This window comes from Desulfovibrio desulfuricans, from assembly GCF_024460775.1.
In the GTDB taxonomy this organism is placed as follows: domain Bacteria; phylum Desulfobacterota; class Desulfovibrionia; order Desulfovibrionales; family Desulfovibrionaceae; genus Desulfovibrio; species Desulfovibrio desulfuricans_E.
The window spans coordinates 1-22,435 of sequence record NZ_JANFYZ010000021.1 but is presented as its reverse complement, the minus strand read 5'-3'; the positions used below and the strand labels follow the sequence as shown (position 1 = coordinate 22,435).

The 22,435-nt window shown below is 57.5% G+C and carries 20 protein-coding genes; 8 read left to right on the top strand and 12 right to left on the bottom strand.

The genetic code is table 11. The features are described from left to right. Positions 1-293: 293 nt before the first annotated feature. Together NE637_RS14680 and lysS are read right to left on the bottom strand one after the other, a co-directional pair. Positions 294-2,387: a methyl-accepting chemotaxis protein gene (locus tag NE637_RS14680; protein WP_227119364.1), complete on the bottom strand. Its 2,094-nt coding sequence runs from the start codon at positions 2,385-2,387 to the stop codon at positions 294-296. A gap of 290 nt (positions 2,388-2,677) precedes the next feature. Next, the gene (gene lysS / locus NE637_RS14675; RefSeq protein WP_192112551.1) at positions 2,678-4,183 is read right to left on the bottom strand and encodes a lysine--tRNA ligase; all 1,506 of its coding nucleotides are present in this window, start codon (positions 4,181-4,183) and stop codon (positions 2,678-2,680) included. A gap of 381 nt (positions 4,184-4,564) precedes the next feature. Here lysS and NE637_RS14670 point away from each other — a divergent pair, with 381 nt between their 5' ends. The 4 genes from NE637_RS14670 to NE637_RS14655 all read left to right on the top strand — a co-directional run bounded on the left by NE637_RS14670 (position 4,565) and on the right by NE637_RS14655 (position 9,959). Beyond that, entirely contained in the window at positions 4,565-5,125 is a 561-nt protein-coding gene (locus NE637_RS14670) for a glycine cleavage system transcriptional repressor (RefSeq protein ID WP_192112465.1), read from the top strand. Between the two features lie 177 nt (positions 5,126-5,302). Then, positions 5,303-6,688 (top strand): PFL family protein, encoded by a 1,386-nt coding sequence (locus NE637_RS14665; protein ID WP_192112466.1) that lies wholly within the window; start codon positions 5,303-5,305, stop codon positions 6,686-6,688. Positions 6,689-6,872: 184 nt separating this feature from the next. Further along, positions 6,873-7,517, top strand: a complete 645-nt coding sequence (locus tag NE637_RS14660) for a DNA-3-methyladenine glycosylase family protein (RefSeq protein WP_215647284.1) — start codon at positions 6,873-6,875, stop codon at positions 7,515-7,517. Between the two features lie 351 nt (positions 7,518-7,868). Then, a complete protein-coding gene (locus NE637_RS14655; RefSeq protein ID WP_227119365.1) occupies positions 7,869-9,959 on the top strand; it encodes a methyl-accepting chemotaxis protein in 2,091 nt (696 codons plus the stop codon). Between the two features lie 83 nt (positions 9,960-10,042). Here the strand turns inward: NE637_RS14655 and NE637_RS14650 are convergent, their stop codons facing one another. Both NE637_RS14650 and NE637_RS14645 read right to left on the bottom strand, forming a co-directional pair. After that, positions 10,043-10,855 (bottom strand): sulfite exporter TauE/SafE family protein, encoded by an 813-nt coding sequence (locus tag NE637_RS14650; protein WP_227119366.1) that lies wholly within the window; start codon positions 10,853-10,855, stop codon positions 10,043-10,045. Continuing rightward, complete coding sequence (locus NE637_RS14645; RefSeq protein WP_022658003.1) at positions 10,831-11,178, bottom strand: DMT family protein; 348 nt, start codon at positions 11,176-11,178, stop codon at positions 10,831-10,833. The genes NE637_RS14650 and NE637_RS14645 overlap by 25 nt, the downstream gene beginning before the upstream one ends. Before the next feature lie 216 nt (positions 11,179-11,394). Here NE637_RS14645 and NE637_RS14640 point away from each other — a divergent pair, with 216 nt between their 5' ends. Beyond that, positions 11,395-12,234 carry a hypothetical protein gene (locus NE637_RS14640; RefSeq protein WP_227119367.1) on the top strand — a complete coding sequence of 280 codons (840 nt, stop codon included), beginning with the start codon at positions 11,395-11,397 and terminating at the stop codon, positions 12,232-12,234. 236 nt (positions 12,235-12,470) lie between these two features. Here the strand turns inward: NE637_RS14640 and NE637_RS14635 are convergent, their stop codons facing one another. The 4 genes from NE637_RS14635 to NE637_RS14620 all read right to left on the bottom strand — a co-directional run bounded on the left by NE637_RS14635 (position 12,471) and on the right by NE637_RS14620 (position 15,862). After that, positions 12,471-13,034: a tetratricopeptide repeat protein gene (locus NE637_RS14635; RefSeq protein WP_192112470.1), complete on the bottom strand. Its 564-nt coding sequence runs from the start codon at positions 13,032-13,034 to the stop codon at positions 12,471-12,473. Between the two features lie 336 nt (positions 13,035-13,370). After that, the gene (gene cmk / locus NE637_RS14630) at positions 13,371-14,066 is read right to left on the bottom strand and encodes a (d)CMP kinase (RefSeq protein WP_022658006.1); all 696 of its coding nucleotides are present in this window, start codon (positions 14,064-14,066) and stop codon (positions 13,371-13,373) included. Continuing rightward, a complete protein-coding gene (gene hisC, locus NE637_RS14625) occupies positions 14,063-15,196 on the bottom strand; it encodes a histidinol-phosphate transaminase (RefSeq protein WP_227119368.1) in 1,134 nt (377 codons plus the stop codon). Before hisC ends, cmk begins: the two co-directional genes overlap by 4 nt. Before the next feature lie 213 nt (positions 15,197-15,409). Continuing rightward, complete coding sequence (locus tag NE637_RS14620) at positions 15,410-15,862, bottom strand: universal stress protein (protein WP_022658008.1); 453 nt, start codon at positions 15,860-15,862, stop codon at positions 15,410-15,412. Between the two features lie 298 nt (positions 15,863-16,160). Here NE637_RS14620 and NE637_RS14615 point away from each other — a divergent pair, with 298 nt between their 5' ends. Continuing rightward, positions 16,161-16,673 (top strand): hypothetical protein, encoded by a 513-nt coding sequence (locus NE637_RS14615; RefSeq protein ID WP_027180684.1) that lies wholly within the window; start codon positions 16,161-16,163, stop codon positions 16,671-16,673. A gap of 223 nt (positions 16,674-16,896) precedes the next feature. On the opposite strand, the gene NE637_RS14610 is transcribed toward NE637_RS14615, so the two are convergent. The 3 genes from NE637_RS14610 to NE637_RS14600 all read right to left on the bottom strand — a co-directional run bounded on the left by NE637_RS14610 (position 16,897) and on the right by NE637_RS14600 (position 17,886). Next, complete coding sequence (locus NE637_RS14610) at positions 16,897-17,502, bottom strand: periplasmic heavy metal sensor (RefSeq protein WP_227119369.1); 606 nt, start codon at positions 17,500-17,502, stop codon at positions 16,897-16,899. 73 nt (positions 17,503-17,575) lie between these two features. Then, positions 17,576-17,749: a hypothetical protein gene (locus tag NE637_RS14605; protein ID WP_227119370.1), complete on the bottom strand. Its 174-nt coding sequence runs from the start codon at positions 17,747-17,749 to the stop codon at positions 17,576-17,578. A gap of 41 nt (positions 17,750-17,790) precedes the next feature. Beyond that, a complete protein-coding gene (locus NE637_RS14600) occupies positions 17,791-17,886 on the bottom strand; it encodes an SHOCT domain-containing protein (RefSeq protein WP_159060426.1) in 96 nt (31 codons plus the stop codon). A gap of 429 nt (positions 17,887-18,315) precedes the next feature. Here NE637_RS14600 and NE637_RS14595 point away from each other — a divergent pair, with 429 nt between their 5' ends. Both NE637_RS14595 and NE637_RS14590 read left to right on the top strand, forming a co-directional pair. Then, a complete protein-coding gene (locus NE637_RS14595; RefSeq protein ID WP_227119371.1) occupies positions 18,316-20,307 on the top strand; it encodes an ATP-binding protein in 1,992 nt (663 codons plus the stop codon). 73 nt (positions 20,308-20,380) lie between these two features. Further along, positions 20,381-21,742: a sigma-54-dependent transcriptional regulator gene (locus NE637_RS14590; RefSeq protein ID WP_227119372.1), complete on the top strand. Its 1,362-nt coding sequence runs from the start codon at positions 20,381-20,383 to the stop codon at positions 21,740-21,742. Between the two features lie 327 nt (positions 21,743-22,069). Here the strand turns inward: NE637_RS14590 and NE637_RS14585 are convergent. Further along, the coding region (locus NE637_RS14585; protein ID WP_256267780.1) for a hypothetical protein at positions 22,070-22,435 on the bottom strand (366 nt) is incomplete at its 5' end.

The following is a 22,435-nucleotide window of genomic DNA, read 5'->3' as shown; positions in this document are numbered from 1 at the left end:
TTCCCGCAGCAGGGCACTGTCAAGGGCAGGTACCCGGTGCAGCCCCTCGGAGGGGAGAAGGTGCCAGACTGGCGCGTATCCGGCGTTGCCGCTAGAACACAGACGGTTCCGTTGTACCATTCTGCCTGTTGCCAGTTCTTTTCAGTCTGGTGTTGATTTTGAAAAAATCCCCATTAGCAGGATACCTACCAGGCAAAAGCCCCCGGCTGGTTGACAAACCAGGCCGGGGGCCTCTTTTCGTTATTGTCCTCAGGGACAAGGCTGATCATCCACAAGTTTTATTGTTCCGGGTGTTAGCCCCGTTTCATAGCCTCAATAAGTTCGCTCAGCCTGCGCGCCTGCTGGGCAAGGTCGGCCACGGCCTTTGTGGCCTGGCCCATCGCCTGCGAAGTCTGCCCGGACATGGCGTTGACCTGCACGATGGACTGGTTGATTTCCTCGCTGGCGGCGGATTGTTCCTCGCTTGCGGTGGCAATGGCGCTTACCTGATCGGCAGTGGCTTCCACATTGCTCACAATATCCCGCAGGGCGGCACCCGACTGGTTGGCAAATTCGGTGGCCGTATTTACTTCCGTCAGGGCCTTGTCCATGGCGGCCACGCTCTGCGAAGCGCTCTGCTGAATGGCAGAGATCGCATTGCCCACGTCATTGGTGGAGGCCATGGTTTTTTCCGCCAGCTTGCGCACTTCATCGGCCACCACAGCAAAACCGCGCCCGGCGTCGCCCGCGCGGGCAGCTTCGATGGCTGCGTTAAGGGCTAGCAGGTTGGTCTGGTCGGCAATGTCCGAGATCACGTTCATGATTTGGGTAATTGCCTGGGCATGCTGGTTCAGCTTGGTCATATCGTCCTTGAGCGCCAGCGAAACCTTTTGCACCTGCCCGATGCTTTGGAGGGCGCTTTCCACAATGCTTGCGCCGCTTTCAGCATTGGTGCGCGTTTCGGCAGAGACTGCCGAGGCCGAAGAAGCATTACGGGCCACTTCCTGCACGGTCACATTCATCTGATTCATGGCAGTTGCTGCCTCGCTGAGGCGCTGGGCCGACTGCGCGGCTATCTGGTCCGACTGCTCAATCTGCCCGGAAAGCTGGCTTGAGGCAGCAGAAATGATGGCGACCACTTCTTCCAGTTGCCCCGCTGCAGCGAGCATGCCTTCCCGCTTGGCATTTTCTGCCCTTTGGGCCGCTTCTTCCGCGCGTGCGGTGGCAAGCCTGGCTTCTTCCGTTGCCTGCTGGGCGTCTCTGGCTTTTTGTTCACTTTCCTGCAACAGCGTTTTGATATTGCCGACCATGTGTTCCATGCCAGATGCCAGCGTGCTGAATTCATCACGGCGTTTTTCTGCGGCAAAGAGCATGGCTTTTTCTGCAGGGGTTGTTTCAAGGCGTCCTTCTGCAACGGATTCCGCAATACCGGAAATGCTCCTGAGCAGTCGCGCGATGGCCCGCGCCGCAAAGAAGATGATCAGTCCGACCACAAGGGCGCTTGCAAAAGTCAGCATCATGGAGTTGCCCAGCATTATCCGCATGGGTGTGTAAATTTCGTCTCTGTCCACTTCCAGGCAAAGAATCCAGCCGACTTCGGGCATGGCCCTGTAAAAGACTGTTTTATTGCCCCCGTCTTCGCCCGTAAATCGTACCAATCCCTCTGGATTTTTCAGTATTTCCGCAACATAGGGTTTTTTGCTGTCATCCCGCCCAAATGTCTTGATGTCGCGGTTCAGCATCATTATGCCCTTGGTGTCATAGGCATAGATGCCGCCCTTGGTGCCGAAATCGATCTGGTTTGTAGTTGTCTGGGCGAGATTTTCGTTGTCGATGCCTGCCCACACAAGACCTTCGGGCTTGCCATTGCGCATGATGGGCAGGCCGATGATAGTTGCAACCTTGCCTGTGGTTTTGCTGATCACGCCAGTAATGGTCTTCTGGCCCTGCATGGCGCGCTGGTAGTAAGAGCGGTCTGTAAAACTTACTCCCACGGATTTGCTGGGGTGTTTTTCGCCTGCCAGGTGATGGGCAATGGCTATGCCGTCCCTCCCGGCAACACCGCAAAATTCAAAGTTGGAATTGAGCGTCACAAATGTATTGAGTGCAGCATCTGCATCGTTGAACAATGTGCGCGTCATGACTTCAGGCATTTTATCGTTGACTGCATCAAGATATAAAATGATCCTGTTATCGGCGGCAACCATGGAGAGCGACTCTTCCATCACTGTTAGCATGGCATGCAGGCCGATGCTTTGGCAGCGCAGCAGCGCTCTTGCATCGTTGATAATCTGCTCGCGCAAGTTGCTTTCAGAAATTTTATAGCTCACACCAGCAACCAGCAGCAGCCCTGCAATTGCCGGAGTAAGAATGGACAGGAGCATCTTGCCCAGCAGCCCAATTTTCATAAGAACCTCCTTGCCCAAGCCAATGCGATAAATGTATGCGCCCTGCGCGAAAACATGCCCAATGAACTTGGTTTACACTTTTATGAGTATAATTATCGACCAGAGGCGACAATAGTATATGCCTTTGATTCAAAAATGTTTTTTGACCGGCAAGTTTTTATGGGGGACCGAATCTGTATATGGTTAAAATTGCTGAAAAACAAAAAAGCGCCGCCAATAAGGCGGCGCTTTGCTGAGCAATCGTATCAATACTTTTTACAGACGGTCAAATAAAGTGGCACCCTATCGTTCTACACTTCCGGGCGCAGCAAGGGGAAGAGAATAACTTCGCGGATTGAGGCGCAGTCGGTAAGCAGCATCACGAGGCGGTCAATGCCCACGCCCTGCCCTGCAGCCGGAGGCATGCCGTATTCAAGGGCGCGCAGATAATCCTGATCCATGCTGTGGGCCTCGTCATCGCCCGCTTCGCGTTCGCGCACCTGATCTTCAAAGCGCAGGCGCTGATCCACAGGATCATTGAGCTCGGAAAATGCGTTGGAAAGCTCGCGCCCGGTGATGAACAGCTCAAAGCGGTCCGTCAGTTCCGGATGCTCGTCATTGCGGCGTGAAAGCGGCGAGATTTCCGTTGGGTAATGATAGATGAAGTGGGGCTGAATGAGCTTGCCTTCCACATCAAGATCAAAAAGTTTGGCATGCAGCTTTTGCAGGCTTTCGCTGTCGGCGGCCTTTTCCCCGCGTGAACGGATGTAGGCCTTGACCTTGCCGTAATCGTTGTAGAATTCCGGCGAATGCCCACCGACCTGGGTGAGCGAATCGTAGAAGCTGAGGCGCGTCCACTTGCCGGGCGTGAGGTCGATCATTTCGCCCTGATAGGGCACAACTGTTGTGCCGCAGGCCGTCATGGCAAGATGGGCAAAAAGCTGTTCCGTAAAGTCCATGAGGTCTTCAAACGTGGCATAGGCCCAGTAGAATTCGCACATGGTGAATTCCGGATTATGGCGCGTGTCTATGCCTTCGTTGCGGAAGTTGCGGTTCAGCTCAAAGACCTTTTCAAATCCGCCCACCAGCAGCCGTTTGAGGTAGAGTTCAGGCGCAATACGCAAAAACAGGGGCAGATCAAGGGCATTGTGGTGCGTTTTGAAAGGCTTGGCCGCAGCGCCGCCAGCCAGCGGCTGCATCATGGGAGTTTCCACTTCCATAAAGCCGTGGTCTTCCATAAAGCGGCGGAATTCGCGCACAATCAGGCTGCGTTTGAAGAAAATCTCTCGCGCGCGCGGCGTGACGATAAGGTCAACGTAACGCTGGCGGTAGCGCGTTTCCATGTCTGTGAGGCCGTGATATTTTTCCGGCAGGGGACGCATGGAGCGCGTGATGAGCTTGATTTTGCGGCAGGCAATGGTGAGTTCGCCCGTCTTGGTGCGGAACAGGTGGCCGGAAACGCCCACGATGTCGCCCACGTCGAGCTTTTTGACCACTGTGTAGTTCTCTTCATCCATGTGTTCGCGCGAGGCGTAACACTGGATGCGGCCACTCTGGTCCATAATATGGAAGAAGGCCACCTTGCCGAACGAGCGCAGGGAAACTATGCGGCCCGCAATGGCAAACACGTCTTCCTGGCTGTCCAGGGATTCGCCTTCAAGAGCGCCGAATTTGTCCAGCACCCAGGCAACGTCGTGTTCCTTGCGGAAGTCGTTGGGGAAAAGCGGTACGCCCGCATCCAAAAGGTCGCACGATTTGACAACTCTGTTTTTGACAACTTCGTTGAGGCCTTCGCGCGCGGCGAAACTTTCCAGCATGGGCATAAAATATCCCGCATGCTGCGACTTGGTACCCAGCTTGATAGCCGGCTTGCTGTTTTTCTTTTCCCGAGTATCCACGTAACGACTCCTGAGTGGCCCATACCTGAAAGGAGCGTTACGATATGCCATTCACGCTTGGGCGTCAAGATTGTGAGGAATGTGTCTGCAACTTGCTGTAACATAATGCTTTGTTGGATGCTTCTGCTGTTGATGCGACTCTGGCGCAGCAGGAAACATCAATGCAGGCAGCGGCTTATATCCGCGCCAGTCGGGGCTTTGCGCCCCCTTGAAGTTTTGACCTGTTTACGTATATAAAGCCCTTTTACACGATACAACCGCCGTCAGAATCAAGCTGACGGCTTTTTCAAGGAAAGCGTCATGCAAAAATTTACAGCCTCCTTTCTGGGGCGCGACTGCCCCGGCGTGGTGGCCACTGTCAGCCGCATTCTCGAAGACAGCGGCTGCAACATCGAAGAAGTGACCCAGACCATCCTCTCCGGCGAGTTTGCTGCTATCTTTGTTGTTGCAGCGCCGGAAGAAAACGCGGAAACCCTGCGCGCCAAGCTGAGCGCCGGGCTGGAATCCGCCAAGGTTGATCTTTCCGTCCTCGTGCGGCCCGCCATCAAGGGGCAGTGGGGCACAGACCTGCACTGCGAACCCTTTGTGGTCACTGCCGACGGGCCGGACAAGCCCGGTCTTATCGCCGCCATGAGCCGCGTGTTTGCCCAGCACGGCGTGAACATTGAGAGTCTCAAGGCCATTCTGGGCGAGGGCGGCAACAACCATGCGCTTTTTGTGTTTGAGGTCATGGTGCCTGACAGCGTTGACATGGGCCGCCTGCGCCGCGAGCTTGACTGCGAAGGGCAGAAGCGCGACCTGCGCGTCAGCGCCCAGCACAGGGATATTTTTGAGGCTGTGCATCGGGTGAATTCTTTTTAGGCCTCACGTTGCCGAGGCGCATGCACCACCGGTCTGCGCCTGAAACAGGGCGCGACCCGGTTTCAGACACGATGCACATTCCCCTGAGCGCGCGGTATTGCGCGTCAGGGCAAAACCGCCTTCCGGGCGGGGCCGCCATATGGCAGGCCGACAGCCCGAACATACAGGAAGACCTCCATGCTTTCAGAACGCGAAGTTATAAGCACCCTGAACATGCTCCGCAACGAGCATCTTGACGTGCGCACAGTCACCCTTGGCGTGAGCCTGTTTGACTGCGTCAGCCACGACCTTGATCTTTTTACCGCCAACGTTAAGGCCAAGCTGCGCCGCTACGCCTCGCAGCTCGTGAGCGTGTGCAACGAAGTGGGCGACAAATACGGCATCCCCGTGGTGAACAAACGCATCAGCGTGAGCCCCATTGCCGTGGTGGGCGCGCCCTTTGGCCCGGATGGCATGGTGCGCGTGTGCAAGGCCCTTGACGAGGCGGCCAAGGAAGCTGGCGTTGATTTCCTGGGCGGTTTTTCTGCTTTGGTGGAAAAGGGCTTTGCCAAGGGCGACCGCGCCCTGATTGAGGCGCTGCCCCAGGCACTGGCCGAAACCGACCGCATCTGCTCATCCATCAACGTGGCTTCGTCGCGCAGCGGCATCAATATGGATGCTGTGGCCCTCATGGGTCAACAGATCCTCAAGGTGGCCGAAGCCACCGCCGAACGCGGCGGCATCGGCTGCGCAAAGCTGGTGGTTTTTGCCAATATTCCGCAGGATGTTCCCTTCATGGCTGGCGCTTACCTTGGCGTGGGCGAGCCTGACGTTGTTATCAACGTGGGTGTTTCCGGCCCCGGCGTGGTCAAAAAAGCCCTGGATCGCGCCCGCGAAGCCGGGCACAACGGCAAGGGCGGCCGCCTTACCCTGCTGGACATGGCCGAAGTCATCAAGCGCACGGCCTACAAGGTGACGCGCGTGGGCGAAATGATCGGTACCGAAGTGGCCACCCGTCTGGGCCTGCCCTTTGGCGTGGCCGACCTTTCCCTGGCTCCCACGCCTGCGGTGGGCGACTCTGTGGGCGAAATTTTCCAAAGTATGGGCCTTTCGAGCATTGGCGCGCCCGGCACCACTGCCGTGCTGGCCATGCTCAACGATGCGGTGAAAAAGGGCGGCGCGTTCGCCTCTTCGTCCGTGGGCGGTCTGTCCGGCGCGTTTATCCCCGTGTCGGAAGATTCCAGCATCGAGGCCGCGGCCACCTCCGGCCTGCTCAGCCTTGAAAAGCTGGAAGCCATGACCAGCGTGTGCTCTGTGGGGCTGGACATGATCGCCATCCCCGGCGACACGGCCGCTTCGACCATTTCCGGCATCATTGCCGACGAAATGGCCATCGGCGTCATCAACACCAAGACCACGGCTGTGCGCCTTATTCCCGTGCCCGGCAAGGGCGTTGGCGAAGAAGTGTCTTTTGGCGGCCTGCTCGGCAAGGCGGCCATTATCCCCGTGCCCAAGGGCGACGCCACGGACTTTATCGGGCTTGGCGGTCGCATTCCTGCGCCGATTCACAGCCTCAAAAACTAGGCTGGTTAAGTTTTATCTGCTTTAAAAGCTGATATAATCCCTTCACGGCGCGGCATCCTTGAGATTCCGCGCCGTTTTTTATGGCCGCCTGCCGCCATGGTTCCTTCAGGAATTTTTGTATTTGCGCCAGGAGGCTGGCATGCTGTACTATCAGACACCGCAACCTTTGTGCAGGACTAAAATAATGCCCCAGTATTTTATCTACGGCCAAAAAGAAATCGACTTTCTCTCCCGCAAAGACAAACGTCTGGCCTCAGCCATGGAACGCATAGGCCCCATACAGCGGGAGGTGCGGCCAGACCTCTTTGACGCGCTCATGCACTCCATAGTCGGGCAGCAGATTGCCACCAAGGCGCAGCAGACCGTGTGGGCGCGGCTTGTGCTTGCCCTTGGCGAAGTGACGCCTGAAACCATAGAAGGCGCTGAAACTGCCACGTTGCAGGGAGTGGGGCTATCCTTCCGCAAGGTTGCGTATATGAAGGCAGCCGCGCGCAAGGTACTGCTGGGAGAGCTGGATGTGGAGGCCCTGAGGCTCATGGACGATGCCAGCCTCTGCGCCACCCTGTGCGCGCTGGACGGGGTTGGCGTTTGGACAGCGGAAATGCTCATGCTGTTTTCACTCCAGCGGCCTGATGTTCTCAGTTTTGGCGACCTAGCCATTCTGCGGGGCTTGCGCATGCTCTATCGGCACCGGGAAGTCAGCCGCGACCGCTTTGAAATCTATCGCCGGCGCTACAGTCCTTATGGTTCGGCCGCAAGCCTGTATCTGTGGGCCATAGCGGGCGGGGCTTTGCCTGATCTTTCCGATCCGGCGGCCTCAAGGCGCTGATAAGGCTGATCCCATTATCCCGCCAGTAGGCCCCCACCGCAATTCAGTGTTGCTCTGCCATGCTTCGCTTATCGCAAGTAGTTGCTGCTATCGAGTATTAGATATTCACGCCTTCTCCGTCCTAATGAGATTGATAGTTATCAGCGCGAAATGGCAGCGTAAAAATCCCTATCACGCTCGTAGAGATTTCTTGTGAAAATAAGTATAATTGATATATTGAAAGTCACGTTTTGTCCGATAAGTACACTGGAAAAGACCTGCCTTACAGGATTTCAGGGGTAGTTTAATTTTTCACATGGTAATTAGCCTTTCGGTCATTCAGTGCGTAGACGCAACGCAAAAGGGGTAGTGATGAAACTCGGATTACTTGCGAAAATGGGAATTTCCATCCTCACTCCGGCAATAGTGGGGCTGATGCTTGTGGCAGGGGTTTGCTACAAGATGTCAGAAGAAATCCTGCGAGAGCAGATTGCCACAGATATGAATGCCCTGCTTGAGTGCCAGAGCATAGGGCTTGACGCGGTGTTTTCCGGGATAGAACAGGGCCTGCAAACCATGACCGAGAACCAGCGCATCAAGGATCAGGTGGAAGCCTACTCCCGCAACAAATCGGATGCCTTTGAGGGAGCCCTGTTTACGCGGGCAGACCAGGCTCTTGATTCTTTTGTGACCAATAACGACATGGTTTCTTCCGCCGCAATCATTGCCATGGACGGCACCGTGCTTGGGTACCGCGTTGATAAGCAACAGGGGAAGAACAAGTTCGTCGGCGCCAATTTTTCTGACAGGGAATACTTTGCAAAGAGCAAGAATGGCCAGCCCAGTGTCGTTGGCATGGTAGATGCCACCACTGGCGAGGTGTACACCGTGCTTGCCATGCCGCTCAAGCTGGACGGCAAAAACATGGCCGTGCTGGCAGCGGCAATCGACAATAAAATTCTGGGCAAAAATACCACTGATAAAATCAAGATCGGCCAGAAGGGCATGGTCTATGCCTACGACCTTCAGGGGCGTATGGTTCTGAACCCGGATGGAGCTGTTCTCGGGCGCAATGACAGCAAGGTGTCCCATGTGGCGGCCCTGTTGCAGCAAAAGGAAGGGCGTACCCGCTTTGACAATGGCAAGGGTGAAAAAGGGCTGTACTATAAGCCGCTGCCGCACGAAGGCTGGATTTTGTGCGTGGAATTTGACCGTGGCGAAATCTTCAAACCCATCAGCGACCTGCTGACCAACGCCAGCCTGCTTACTCTGGCCTGTGCGCTGATAGTCGGAACCATGATCTTTTTCTCGGCCCGGGGCATTGTGCGTATGGTGGGCGGTATTTCGGGCGTTGCCGAAGCCGTTGCCGGTGGTCGTCTTGAAACCAACGACAAAGAACGCGCTCTTTTTGATGCCGCTGAAAAGCGCGGTGACGAATTCAGCACGCTTGCGGCGGGCATGCGGCGCATGGTGCAAAGCATCCGGCACCTTTTGAGCGAAAGTGAACATAAAACCCAGGCCGCGCAGCACGCTACGGAAGAGGCGGAAAAAGCCACAGCCAGAGCCGAAGAAGCTGCGCGTCAGGCCGAGAGCGCCAAGCGCGAGGGCATGCTGACGGCAGCAGGGCAACTGGAAGAAGTGGTGAGCGTTATTTCCGCCGCTTCCACAGAACTTTCCGCACAGATCGAGCAGTCGGACAAGAGCGCCGTAGAATCCGCACAGCGCCTGGCCGAGGCCGCCACGGCCATGAATGAAATGAACGCCACCGTGCAGGAAGTTGCCCGTAATGCTTCCGCGGCTTCGGCTGTGTCTGCGGAAACGCGGGCCAATGCCGAAAGCGGTGCGAATATTGTGGAAAACGCCTTGCAGAGCATAGGGCAGGTGCACAAGGTTTCGCTGGCGCTCAAGGGCGACATGACCACGCTGAACCAGCATGCCCAGGCAATCACCCAGATTATGAACGTGATCTCGGACATCGCCGACCAGACCAATCTGCTGGCGCTCAATGCCGCCATTGAGGCCGCCCGCGCGGGCGAGGCCGGGCGCGGTTTTGCCGTGGTGGCCGATGAAGTGCGCAAGCTGGCAGAAAAAACCATGGCCTCCACCAATGATGTGGGCAATGCCATTTCTGCCATTCAGGGCAGCGCAGGGCAGAGCGTTGCCGCCATGGACAAGGCTCTGGCAGAGGTGGAAAAGGCCGCCGAGCTTGCAAAACAGTCCGGCGAAGCCTTGCAGGGAATTGTGACCAAGGTCGAGGAATCGGCAGATCAGGTGAGCGCCATTGCCACGGCCAGCGAGCAGCAGTCCGCCACCAGCGACGAGATCAACCAGTCCATTGTCAGCGTCAACGAGATGTCCAGCCAGACCGCGCAGGCCATGGGCGAAGCTTCCCGGGCCGTGAGCGAGCTTGCCCGCCAGGCCGAGCGCATGAGTGAACTTATCAGCGAGATGAAGCGCGGCTAGCTCTGCACACAGTTCAATGGCAAGCAGCCCCGGAATGCGATATTCCGGGGCCGCTTGCGTTGGACTGTCGATCTGTTGGTTTACTAGTGCGTGCTCGGAGCCAGAAAATACTGCCATACAAGGGTCAGCAGCAGGAGGCTGAGCGAAATGGTCAAAAAGCGGCGCACAGCCGCAGGCCCTACGCGAATAGCCAGGCGGCTTCCCATCCAGTTGCCCAGGCAGCAGGCCGCGGCCATTGGCAGGGCCAGACTCCACACCACCACGCCGTTGACGATGAAAACCACGGCTCCGGCAAAGTTTGAGGCAAGGTTGAGCACCTTGGAGGTTGCGGAGGCTTCCATCAACCCCATGCGCAGAATCCAGTGAAAGGCCAGGATAAGAAAACTCCCGGTGCCTGGGCCGAAAAATCCGTCATAGCCGCCAATGAGAAGGCATACAAAGGCCACGGGAATCCAGAAGTGGGGGCCGGAGTGCGGCAGTGGCGTCTGCTTGTGTTCTTTCTTGGGCAGCAGGGTTGCGCACATGCCTATGGGCAGCAAGGCCACCAGCACCTTGCCAAGAACAGCCGCGTCCAGCAGCAGGGCAAGCCGTGACCCGGCCCACGAACCAACCAGCGAGAAAATAATGCCCGCCAGGGCTACCCGCCACAATACCAGATTGCTGCGGGCAAAGTTGCCAAGGGCAACCGTGGTGCCAAGGCAGGCGCTGACCTTGTTGACGCCCAAAGACTGATGCGGCGGTACGCCGGAAAGCAGCAGGGCGGGCATGGTAATAAGCCCGCCGCCGCCAGCGATGGAGTCAATAAATCCGCCCCCGAATGCCGCGGCTATGCCAACGGCGTATGTAACCAGGCTGAAATCCAACACGTTGTCTACCATTCCTTGAAGATAATCCACGCTGCCAGCACAATGAGCGCAAAACCCACAAGGTGGTTCCAACGCAAAGGCTCGTGCAGCCAAAAAGCGGAAAAGCCCATGAAGACAGTCAGGGAGATGACTTCCTGAATGGTTTTCAGTTCTGCCGCCGAAAAATATCCGTAGCCTATCCTGTTGGCGGGCACTTGCAAAACATATTCAAAAAAAGCGATGGCCCAGCTCGTGATGATAACCAGCGGCAGGGCTGTACTCCTGTAGCGCAGGTGTCCGTACCAGGCAAACGTCATGAAAAGATTGGAGCAAAACAGCAGGCCCACGGTGCTGACGGGAATTGGTATCTGCATGGAAAATCCATCGGGCGGTCGCAAGAACAAATGCCTGGCAGGCCGGAAGAAGTTGAACAGAGCGTCAAATCTCATATCTGCTGCAACATGGCGCGTCAACAGCCTGCAACGGGCCTCCGGGGCATTGCCGCACGCCTTGTTTGCGGGGGCAACGTTGAAAGGTTATGCTGCCCAGGCGGCAGATTTTGCGCCGCGCAAGCAATGGAGGAACACTGTATGGCGGCACGCTCACAGCGCGCTAAGGATGCCGAAAACGGAAGCTTCTTGAATACGGGTATGTCATCCGCTTCTGGTGGCCCGCACGCCCACGCAACCGCGGAGGCTTCTCCTGACAGGGTGACATGGGCGCTGTTCTGGAAAGCGGCCTTGCTTGTGATAGTTATCTGGGCCGCATCAGCCCTGTGTCTATACTTGTCAGTGGAAGATTTCAGCAAGTCCGGCACATTTGGCGATTCCTTCGGGGTGCTTAACACTCTGTTTTCAGGGCTTGCGTTTGCGGGCATCATTGTTTCCATAAAAATGCAGAACGATGAAATGCGCGAGCAGCGCAAGGAACTGCAAAAGCAGAAAAAGGCTGCGCAACTTTATCACCGTGAGCGCATGTTTCTGCTGCTCATGGACGAATTTAAAAAATCGCGCGAGCACCGTTTCAGCATAGCAGACGTGCGGCTGGTTGTGCGTGAATGCCTGTGCAATGTACCTGCTTTAAATGCCCGCAGCTCCGAGGCCGGGGCTGCCCTTGCGCGCGAGGTGGAAGGCGTGCTCGCGGGCGTGCAGGCGGAAACGCCCCTGTTGCAGGTTTTTGGCCGCAGAGTGTTTCGGCACGAACGCTGCGAGGTGTTTATCAAGACTTTCCGTCAGGCGGCGGAGAGCGCCAGAAAGATTGATCCGTCCAACAAGACGGAATATTACGATATTGTCTGCAACAGTATGTCTGATGCGGAGGAGGCCCTGCTGTTCATGTGCGCTGTGGCGCGCGACGGGGCACAGGTTCTTAACGACCCGCAGGTTATGAAGCTGCGGGAAAGCTACGACGAAATTCGGGCCAAACTCTGAACAGCGGCAACTTCCGCTGCCCATATAGCCACTTGCGGGCGGAATAAGCCGCCCAAACACAAAAACCCCTGACGTACATCAGGGGTTTTTCCGGCGCTCCGTGCCGCCGTGCCCGATCCGGAGAACGGATCAATAGCGGCAGCGGCGCGTGGCTTCCCTCAGGGAATGATTTTCCGGCCCCCGACACCCGCCAGGGGCCGGAAAATCATGTGGGGAGGGGAGTATGTACAGGCTGACTAGGCAGCCATGGTGTCGAAAAGTTCCTTGGCATTGATGTTGGTGGGGTTGGCGCCCAACACCGCTTCAAGGTGCTGCCGGGCTTCTTCGGCGCGGCCAAGGTAGATCATGCAGCCAGCCAGAGTGACGCGAACGGCTTCGGCTTCCACGCCGGAGCTCAGGGTGTCTTCCAGGTAGGGCAGCGCGTTTTCAACGCAGCCAAGCTGATAAGATTCGCGCACCAGGCAGTTGAGAGCCACAATGTTTTCCCTGGATTTCTTCAGGGCGGCTGCAAAGTAGTCAAAGGCCTGCTGGTGGTCGCCCTTTTCCATGTACACAAGGCCAATGCCGCACAGCGCCTTGTCGGTTTCTTCCACAGAAGCGGCCTTCTGGTACAGAATCAGAGCCTTGTCCAGATCAGAGCGCTGCACGGCCACGGTGGCCAGTCCCAGGAAGGGGGCCGCGCTCTGGGAGTTGCTGCCTGCGGCCTTGCGGTAGTATTCCTCGGCCTTGTCAAAGTCACCCATGAAAAGGTAGCACTCGCCCAATTCCTTATTGATTTCGTAATCCAGTTGATTGCTCATGGTATCCTCCCCAACTGAGGCTGGTTTGTGGTCGGGCGCTTTATGCGCCACTGACTTGCTTTTTTATATGCACTGAACGTGCCAATAGTAAAAGAGTGCAATAAATACAGTGTGGTGATTTGCAGTTTGTGCAAAATATACGCCAGGGGGGCGGCTTGGCACCGCTTAAAGCGCCAAAGCCTTGGCGCTCAGGGGGGCCGCACAGGCAGGATTTTCCTGGTTGGGCAATTCTTGCCGCTGTGTTTTTCGGGCAGCCAAGGGGGAACAAAAGAAGGCCGAACCATGAAACGGTTCGGCCTTTAAGGGTGCGAATTTGTGTGCGGATTACTGTGCGCGTCAGGCGGAGCGAAGGCTCTGCGTACCGCCATGCACGTTGATGTGGTGCAGGATGACGCCAAGCACCCCTTCAATGTCAAGGTGGGACGTGTCCACAATCAGCGAATCCTGCGCGGGGCGCAGGGGGGCCACGGCGCGGTTGCGGTCAAGGGCGTCGCGCTGGCGGATCTGTTCGGTCAGGGTGGCGAGGTCCGCCTTCTGCCCGCTGGATTCAAGGTCGTGCAGACGGCGCGAGGCGCGTACCTCGGGCGCTGCATCCAGAAAAAACTTGAAGCGCGCATCGGGAAAGACCACGGTTCCCATGTCGCGTCCTTCTGCCACCAGCGGGTACTGCTCGCCAATGGCGCGCTGGGTGGCGCGCAGGATTTCACGCACCACAGGCACGGTGGCTATGCGGGCCGCCAGCATGCCCACGGCCTCGGTGCGTACCTCGCCCCGCACGGCCACGCCGTTGCAGAACAGGGTGGACTGCTGTCCAAGACCCGAAAGGGTGAACGTCCACTCCGCGCAGCGGGTGCGCAGTTCTTCTTCCGGCAATGTTTCCGCCCCGGCGCCCAGCTTGAGCGCCATACAGCGGAACATGGCCCCGGTATCAAGGTAGGAAAGGCCAAGCCCTTCGGCCACACGCCGGGCCAGCGTGGTTTTGCCCACACCTGCCGGGCCGTCAAGCGTCACCACAGGAAGCCGCGCACTCATGCCTTTTCCCCTTTGCGGGCAATAATATCTGCCATGGCGGAAAGGAATGCGAGGTTTTCCTGCTGGTTGCCAATGCTGACGCGCAGCAGATCCGGCAAACTGTAGCTCTTGAGCGGGCGGATGATGATGCCGCGCGCGAGCAGGGTTTCAAAGCATTCGGCAGCGGTGGGCGCGCCCTCGGGCATGCCGAACATCAAAAAGTTCGCTTCGCTTGGCCACACTTTGCAGCCCAGAGCGGTCAGGCCCGTAAACAGTTCTTTACGGCCTGTGCGCACGGCATCCTGCGTGGCGTTGTAAAAAGTATCATCGGCCAGTGCCGCCAGAGCCGCTTCTTCTGCCAGAATGTTGACAGAGAAGGGCAGGCGCGCGCGCCAGACAAAATCCGCCAGGTGGTCAGGCAAAATACCGTAGCCCACCCGCATGCCCGCAAGCCCGAAGCTTTTGGAAAACGTACGCATGAAGGCCGTGTTATGGGGCATGATGCCGCTCGCCAGCAGGGATGCGGCTTTTTCATCCTCGGCAAAATCCACGTAGGCTTCGTCCACCACCAGCAGGCAGTCGGGGGCCTTCTGCGCCAGATCGCGCGCAAGGGCCTCCACGGCAGCACGCGGGGGGCAAAAGCCCGAGGGATTGTCGGGCGTGGTCACAAAAACAATGCGCGTGTTGGCGTCCACCAGTTCCAGCAGGGCGGCAAAGTTGAAGGAAAAGTCTTCCTCAAGAGGCTGCCGCCGGATTTCTACGCCGCAAATACGCCCCTGAATGGGGTAAATGCTGAAACAGGGGTTGAAGCACACAATGTTGTGCGCGCCGGGTATCGCCAGAATGCGGATAAGCAGGTCAATGATTTCGTCCGAACCATTGCCCACAACCACACGGTGCTCGTCAACGCCGTGTCGCTGGCCCAGCGCCTTTGCCAGTCGCGGATTGCCGCCCTGCGGATAGCGGAAGGCCCCGGCGGCGTGGCGTTCCACAGCTTCGCGGGCCAGAGGGGGCATGCCCAGCGGGTTTTCGTTGCTGGCCATCTTGATAACCTGGGGCAGGTTGTACTTATCCTGGATTTCGGCAATGGAAAGACCGGGAACATAGGCCTTGAGGGCCATAATTTCCTGGCGCACACTGATCTCGGACATGGTTACTCCACCGGTATCGCCCTCAAGGGCGAAGATTCATGGCTGCGCATGGGCGCAAGGCGTTTTGCGGCGCTTGTCAGTATGTTTCAGCCAGCAAACCATCGCAATGCGACAGCTTGCTGGCTGAAAAAGTTGGAAAGCTTGTCTTTCTTTATGGCTCTGGTACTGGCGCAACTGCCTGCGTGCCTGCAGGAAGGGCCAGATCCGCCAGAGTTATTCGCCTGCTTCCGTGGGGCGCACGGTCAGCACGGGCATGTCGGCGTTCTTGACCACCTTTTCCGCCACAGAGCCGAAAAGAATGCGGTCAATGCCCTTGCGGCCATGAGTGCCCATAACGATAAGGTCGGCCTTTTCTTCTCGGGCGCGGTTGAGGATTTCTTCGGCGGCATAGCCGATGAGCACCTGTCCCTTGGCTTCAACACCCACGAAATTTTCGGCCACAAACGATTCCATGGACTTTTCAGCGCCGGTCACAATTTCGCCGACAAAATTCTCAATGGTATTGGGTGGCACATGAAAGCCCACGTACTGACTCAGCGAGGGGGCAGTGTATACAACAAGCACGCTCGCATTGAGCCCCTTGGCAAGAAGCACCGCGTATTCGGCAACTTCCTTGCTGTGTTCGGAAAGGTCTACCGCGCAAAGAATCTTCTTGATATCCTTCATGGCAAACTCCTGTTCCCCCCGGTAGGCAGATTGATTAACGGGCTGGCTGAATATGGCCGACCAAGAGGGGTTTGGTTTGGGGTCGCAGCCTTTATCCTTTGCCTTCATCTGTAATAAATGGTAGTTTTTTTCGGCACAATAGACAAGACATTTCGCCTAACGCCGCCAAGGGGCAGGGAAATTTTTTCCCCATTGCTTCTGCCAGCCTGTGAAAAATCAGCCTGTTATGGAAGTAAGCCTTTGTGGCAGGATTTTTGCATTTTTTCTGCAACGGCAGTACGCCAACCCTGGAGGCGACATGAAAGTTACCAACGATCAACTTGAGGCGCTGTTACGCCAGCAGAGCCAGACCCCGGGCACAACCCGAGCGCAGACGGCGCAGGGCGGCTTTGAGGCGGCTTTGAGCGAACAGATGGGCCTTGAAAATGCCGTTGCATCTTCTGCGTTCCCCACAGCGGCGGCGGGGCAGACCTCGCAAGCATCCATGATCAGTCAGATGCTGCTTGGCTCCACCCAGTCCGAATCGGTAGATGTGGACGAAGACGTTATCCAGAGCGCCTTCTCTCAGGCTTCCGGCACGCTGGACATGTGGGATTCGTACGTTAACGCCCTGGGCTCTTCGGGCCAGAATGGTTCCTTGCGCGAAGCCTATTCTCTGTTGCAGGGGATAGACGGGCAGGTTTCCGCCCTCAAGAACAGCACGGCCTCTGTACGAGGCCAGAATGCTGGGCTTGATTCTCTGGTCAACGAGCTTGACGTGATGACAACGACAGAAAAAATCAAGTTCAACAGGGGCGACTATACCGCATAGCCGCCCGGACAGAAAAACCGCCGTGAAATCAGGGTTTCATGGCGGTTTTTGCTTGTGATCAGGCCGTCTGCTCCCATGAGCGGGCGGCTTTTTTGCACATGGCGGTCAGGGTGCTCCTTGGTGCTGCGTAAATGCGCAAGCCTCCGGAATCATAAGGTTCCGGAGGCTTGCTTTATGGAGGCTCGTTGCCCTTGACTGGGCTGTGCGGTGCGCTTGTAGCAGGTTACTTGTTGCCGGTAGCGCCGGACTGCACGGCATTGCCAGTGGCATTGGTTGCGCCAGGCATGCCAGCCATGCCGGGGCAGTTACCGGGGCCCATCATGCCGTTGCCCATCATGCCATGTCCCATGCCGTGTCCGCCCATGCGGTGCCCCATGCCCCGGCCCATGCCGTGGCCAGCCATGAAGGGAATGCCCTTGTCAGACATCTGCTTGAGCATTTCGGCCTTGGCGCTGTACAGCTTGGCGTCGATTTCGCGCAGATCCTTCTGGGCGGCCTTGACGCGGGCGTCGTCGGGCTTGGCGCCAGCGGCGGCAAGATTGTTCAGTTCAGCCATCTTGGAAAAGTGCTGCTGCATGGTGGGCTGTGTTTTTTCAACAAAGCTCTGGTGGATCTGCTGCATGGTTTCAATCTGTTCGCTGGACAATCCCATGCCAGGGCCCATGCCATAACCCATGCCGGGGCCCATACCCATGCCCATGCCTGTGCCGGGACCCATGCCTGCGGGGCCTTGCCCGTCGCCTTGCCGTGCAGAGGCAACGCCCGAAAGGCCGAGGAAAATGGCAAGGGTAAGGGCCGCGCCGCTGGTAACGATCTTGGATGTCTTCATTGTAGTATATCCTTTTGGTTTGATGGTAGTTGCGTGTTGGTTAGGTGATTATTTGATCTGGCTGACGGAAAGCTTATCGCCCGTAACCATGACCGTGGCCGTGGGGGCCGTGCGAGCCGGATTGACCGTTGCCGCACCATGAGGAGCTGATCTGGCTATCTGCCGTGTTGGCGGCAGAGGCGTTTACCGCAAAAGCCAGCACCAGCGCCAGGGAAGCGAAAACAAGGGTAAGTTTGATAGAGTTCATGAATATTCTCCTTTATCTCGGCCTGCTCAGGGCAAGTCCGCTCAGATGGATTTTTTCAGTTTTTCGTATTCTTCAAGAGTGATTTCACCAGAGGCCAGCCGTCTTTTGAGAATCGCCATGGAATCTGTATAATCCATGTTTTTTCGCTGTAACGGGAACATTCTGCTGATGAAAGCGACCGCCAGGGAAATAATCAGTATCATGATTATGAGGTGCGTCATGCCATTTCCCCATCCCATTACGCTTCCTATATCGCAGCCATACATATCAGTATCCTCAATGTGACGTTGCGCCGTCAGTTTGTTATTTGTATTCTGATTGGTGCTGCGTATTTCAGCGCCGTTTGATGCTGTATAGGCAAAGGCCGTGCCAAGATGAGTAAAATATTGTAACCATATAAATTTGTTATGTTAAATTAAATTGATAAATCCCCAGGCTTCTCTGGTTGGATTGATGTTGTCCATTTTTTACTCAGTTGGCTGGCCAGCTATCCAATTTTTACCAGGGGGCTTGCGCGGTGAGTAAAAAATACATACTTATGATACTGCGCCGTTGAGGAAACACTCATGATCCGTTTTCGCCCATCTCTCTCCCAGCGCTTGTCGCGTATGGGCCTTTCACCCTGGATGCTGCTTGGGGCAGCCCTTATTCTCGGCCTGACACTGGTGGGGCTTTCCGTGCGCAGCAACCAGCGCGAACGGGCCTTTATGGTGCACAACCTTACGGACAGGGCCGAGGCGCTCATCTGGGCGCTGGAAGCCGGAACTCGCACGGGCCTGCGCCTCAGCCCCGGCACGGTGCTGGGCCTGCGGCCGCTGCTCAGCGAAACGGCCCGCCAACCCGGCATTCTCTATATGGCTGTTACCGATATGAGCGGGGCCATACTTGCCCAGAGCGGCGACGGCTCGCCGATTCCCGGCGTCCCGGATGACGTCGCACCGGAATTTTCCCCCACTCCCATGCTGGTGCAGCCTCAGGATATCCCACCCCTTGCAGATGTTTCAGACCGGCCCATGTGGCGGGTGCGCAATGTGGATGGAAAAGAAGTTTTTGAGGTTTTTCGTGTGTTTGCGCCCCTGAGTCGTTCACATGGGCAACAGCACATGGGCGGGCAGCAGCATATGGGCGGCGGGCACGGCTCCCACGGCATGGGCATGATGGGCCGCATGCTGGGGCGTTCCCCTGATATTGACGGGCCTGACCCCAATGATGTGTTTGACAATCCGCCGCCGCCCCCTCCCGCACGAGGAGGGTTTGGTGGCCGTCCCGGTCCTGAGGCCCCCCGGCAGGTGGTGGGCGTGGCTCTGGTGGGCTTTGACGCGCGCCCCTTTGAGGATGCTCTGGCGCAGGACGCGCGCAATAACCTGCTTTCTGCCGCACTGGCTGCCGCCTTGGGGCTGGCTGGTTTTGTGTCCCTGTTCTGGATGCACAACAACCGTCGCTGGCGGCGTATTGTGCGCGATCAGCAGGTCATGGCCGCAGAAGTCGTGGCAAACCTTCCCCTTGGTCTTGTGATCAGCGACCCGGACGGGCGCATTGCCATGATCAACGATACGGCTTTGACCATGTTCGGCAAACAGCGTTCAGAGATATTTCCTTCTGGCACGGAGGCCTCGCAGGGTGATGCTGGCAAGCCCGGCAGACCTGCGCGGGCACGGCGGCTGCGCAGTCTGCCCGGTCTGGAGTGGGAAGCCTTGGTGGCCAGGTTGGCTGGAGGGGCGCGCATTCTGGAGCAGGAAACAACGCTCGCCGTGCCGGGGATCAAACCTCTCTCCGTCAGCCTTGGCGGCGCGGCCATGCGCAATGAGGACGGCGCTTTTTTGGGCAACGTATTTGTGTTGCGCGACATTACGGAAATGAAGCGCCTTCAGGCTGACGCCCAGCGCAATGACCGGCTGGCGGCCCTTGGGCATCTGGCGGCGGGTGTGGCGCATGAAATCCGCAACCCCCTGAGCACCATCAAGGGCGTTGCCCTGTACATCGCCAAGCGCATGCCCCTGGGGGGTCGCGAGGAAGAAGCCGCCCAGCGCATGATTGACGAGGTGGAACGGCTGGACCGCGTGGTTTCCGAACTGCTGGAGTTTGCGCGCCCCGGTTCGTTTGAAACAGTGCAGGCTGACTTGGGCGAGGTCATCGGGCGGGCGCTGCGGCTTGCCGAGGCCGACCTCAAGGCCAAGAACATTGCCGTGGTTTTTGAAATGGAGCCGGGTTTTCCGCTGGTGCGCATCAGTACGGAACGGCTCACTCAGGCCTTGCTGAATCTTTTTCTCAACGCGGTTCAGGCCATGGATCACGGTGGCACCCTGCGTGTGAGTACGCGCGCGCTACCCGAAGGCATGTTCAGCATCACCGTGGCCGACACGGGGCCGGGCATCCCGGCAGAAATTCAGGCCTCCATATTTACCCCCTATTTTACCACCAAATCATCGGGAACCGGTCTTGGGCTTGCCATTGTCTACCAGATTGCCGAGGGGCACGGCGGGCGCGTCAGCGTTGGCAACGCGCCGGGGCATGGGGCGGAATTTACGCTCACCCTGCCTGTAAACGGCAAAAACTAGGGCCATTCCGCACCGTTGCGACCTGCCCGTAGCGCAGGCGAAACCGCATACCGACCAGTTCAAGGATAGTGTTATGACTGCAAATCCCGCCATGCAACTGCTGGTGGTGGATGACGACCACAATCACCGCGAAATGCTGCGCGCCCTGCTTGAAGAGTGGGGCTACGCGCCCACCGGGGCCTCCAGCGGCGAGGAAGCCCTGGATCTGTGCCGTGAACGTCCTTTTGACCTCATTCTCATGGATGTACGCATGGGGGGCATGAGCGGCATAGAAGCCACGCGGGCAGTCAAGGCCTACAATCCCGCCATTCCCATTCTGATCATGACGGCCTACTCGGATGTTTCCAGCGCCGTGGAGGCGCTCAAGGCCGGGGCATACGACTACCTCACCAAACCCCTGGCCTTTGACGCGCTCAAGCTTGCCCTTGAGCGCGCCCTGGATCATGCCAGCCTGCGGCATGAGGTGCGGACTCTGCGCCACGAGCTGGCGGCAGGTCTGGATGCCCGCAACGTCATAGGGCAGAGCCAGGCCATGCGGCAGGTGCTGGATCTTGTTTCGGCCATTGCGCCCTCTGAGGCCACAGTGCTTGTGACGGGCGAATCCGGCACCGGCAAGGAAGTGGTGGCCAAGCTCATCCACGCCAACAGCAACCGCCGCTCTGGCCCCTATGTGGCCGTGAACTGCGCTGCCCTGACGGAAACCCTGCTTGAATCGGAGCTTTTCGGCCACGAAAAAGGCGCGTTCACAGGGGCGGAAAAGCGCCGCGAGGGGCGGTTTCTGGCAGCGGATAAGGGCACGATCTTTCTGGACGAGATTGGCGAAATCCCGCTTTCCATGCAGGTAAAGCTGCTGCGCGTCATTCAGGAGCGCGAGTTGCAGCGCGTGGGCGGCGATCAGACCGTGCGCGTGGATGTGCGCATTCTGGCGGCCACCAACAAGGATCTGGCACGCGAGGTGGAAGAAGGGCGCTTCCGGCAGGATCTGTATTACCGGCTTAACGTGGTAGCCTTGCAGTTGCCGCCTTTGCGCGAGCGCGGTGAGGACATCCCCCTGCTTGCCATGCATTTTATGAAGCTTTTTGCCGAGCGCAATGGCAAGACCGTCAAAGGATTTACGCCTGGCGCAATGGATCGCCTGCTGAAGCACAACTGGCCCGGCAACGTGCGTGAGCTGGAAAATGCCGTGGAACGGGCTGTGGTGCTGCTGGTGGGCGAATATATCAGTGAGCGCGAGCTGCCCCCTACCATTGGCGGGCAGGAGGCGGAGGCCCCGGCGGCGTCGCGGCTGGATTTTGCCAATATGACGCTTGAGGAGATTGAGCGTCTGGCGGTTATGGATACTTTGGCGCAGGTGGGTGGCAACAAGAGCGAGGCTGCGCGGCGTTTGGGGATTAATCGCAAGACGTTGCTGTCAAAGCTGGGGGACGGGAAATAGCGCCGCAACGGTGACGAGCAGAGGAAGAAAAGGCAGAAGCTGGGGGAGAGGTTTTTGTGGTGTGGGTGAGCCTGTCAGGCTGATTTACGCAAACCCGACTTTTGCGCCCTGAATGCGTCAGCGCCGGGATTTTGATGCTCACGTACTTGAGTACGCTGCGCTCAAAATTCCGGCGCTTCCTTTTCAGGCCGCAAAACGCGTATTTTGCAAATTCGCCCAACACCAACCATCGCCTCCGCGTTGCTCCGGCGAGTATAAGGAAGGCGACTCCACGACCAGCTCTTGATGGCAGGCTGAATTATTTTGACGCGTATTTTATCCGTCGAGTCATGGCTGGATGATAATTGGCATCACCACAGGCGGAGTGAAGCTGTCGGTCATCTTCGTGTTGTAATTTGATTTTTTCCAGGTTCGCGATGCCAAAATGTCCTGAAGCAATGGAAAAGGTACAAAGCCATTCCCTGAAGCAGTTTCCGCATTAATGGTATTGGGTTGAAGCGTATTATTGATCGAAGCGAAAGCGGACTCTGGCATAAACGCGGCGCGGAGGGAGATCACCTGAGCGAGCGAAGCGAGGGAAGGAAGCTCCCGCAGCAGGAGACGCGTTGCCCTCGTTGCCTGACGGAAATTGAAAACGTTTCTTAGGGGGTGTTCCGGGGGGAGTGCAGAGGGGGCCAAGGAGGGGCGCAGCCC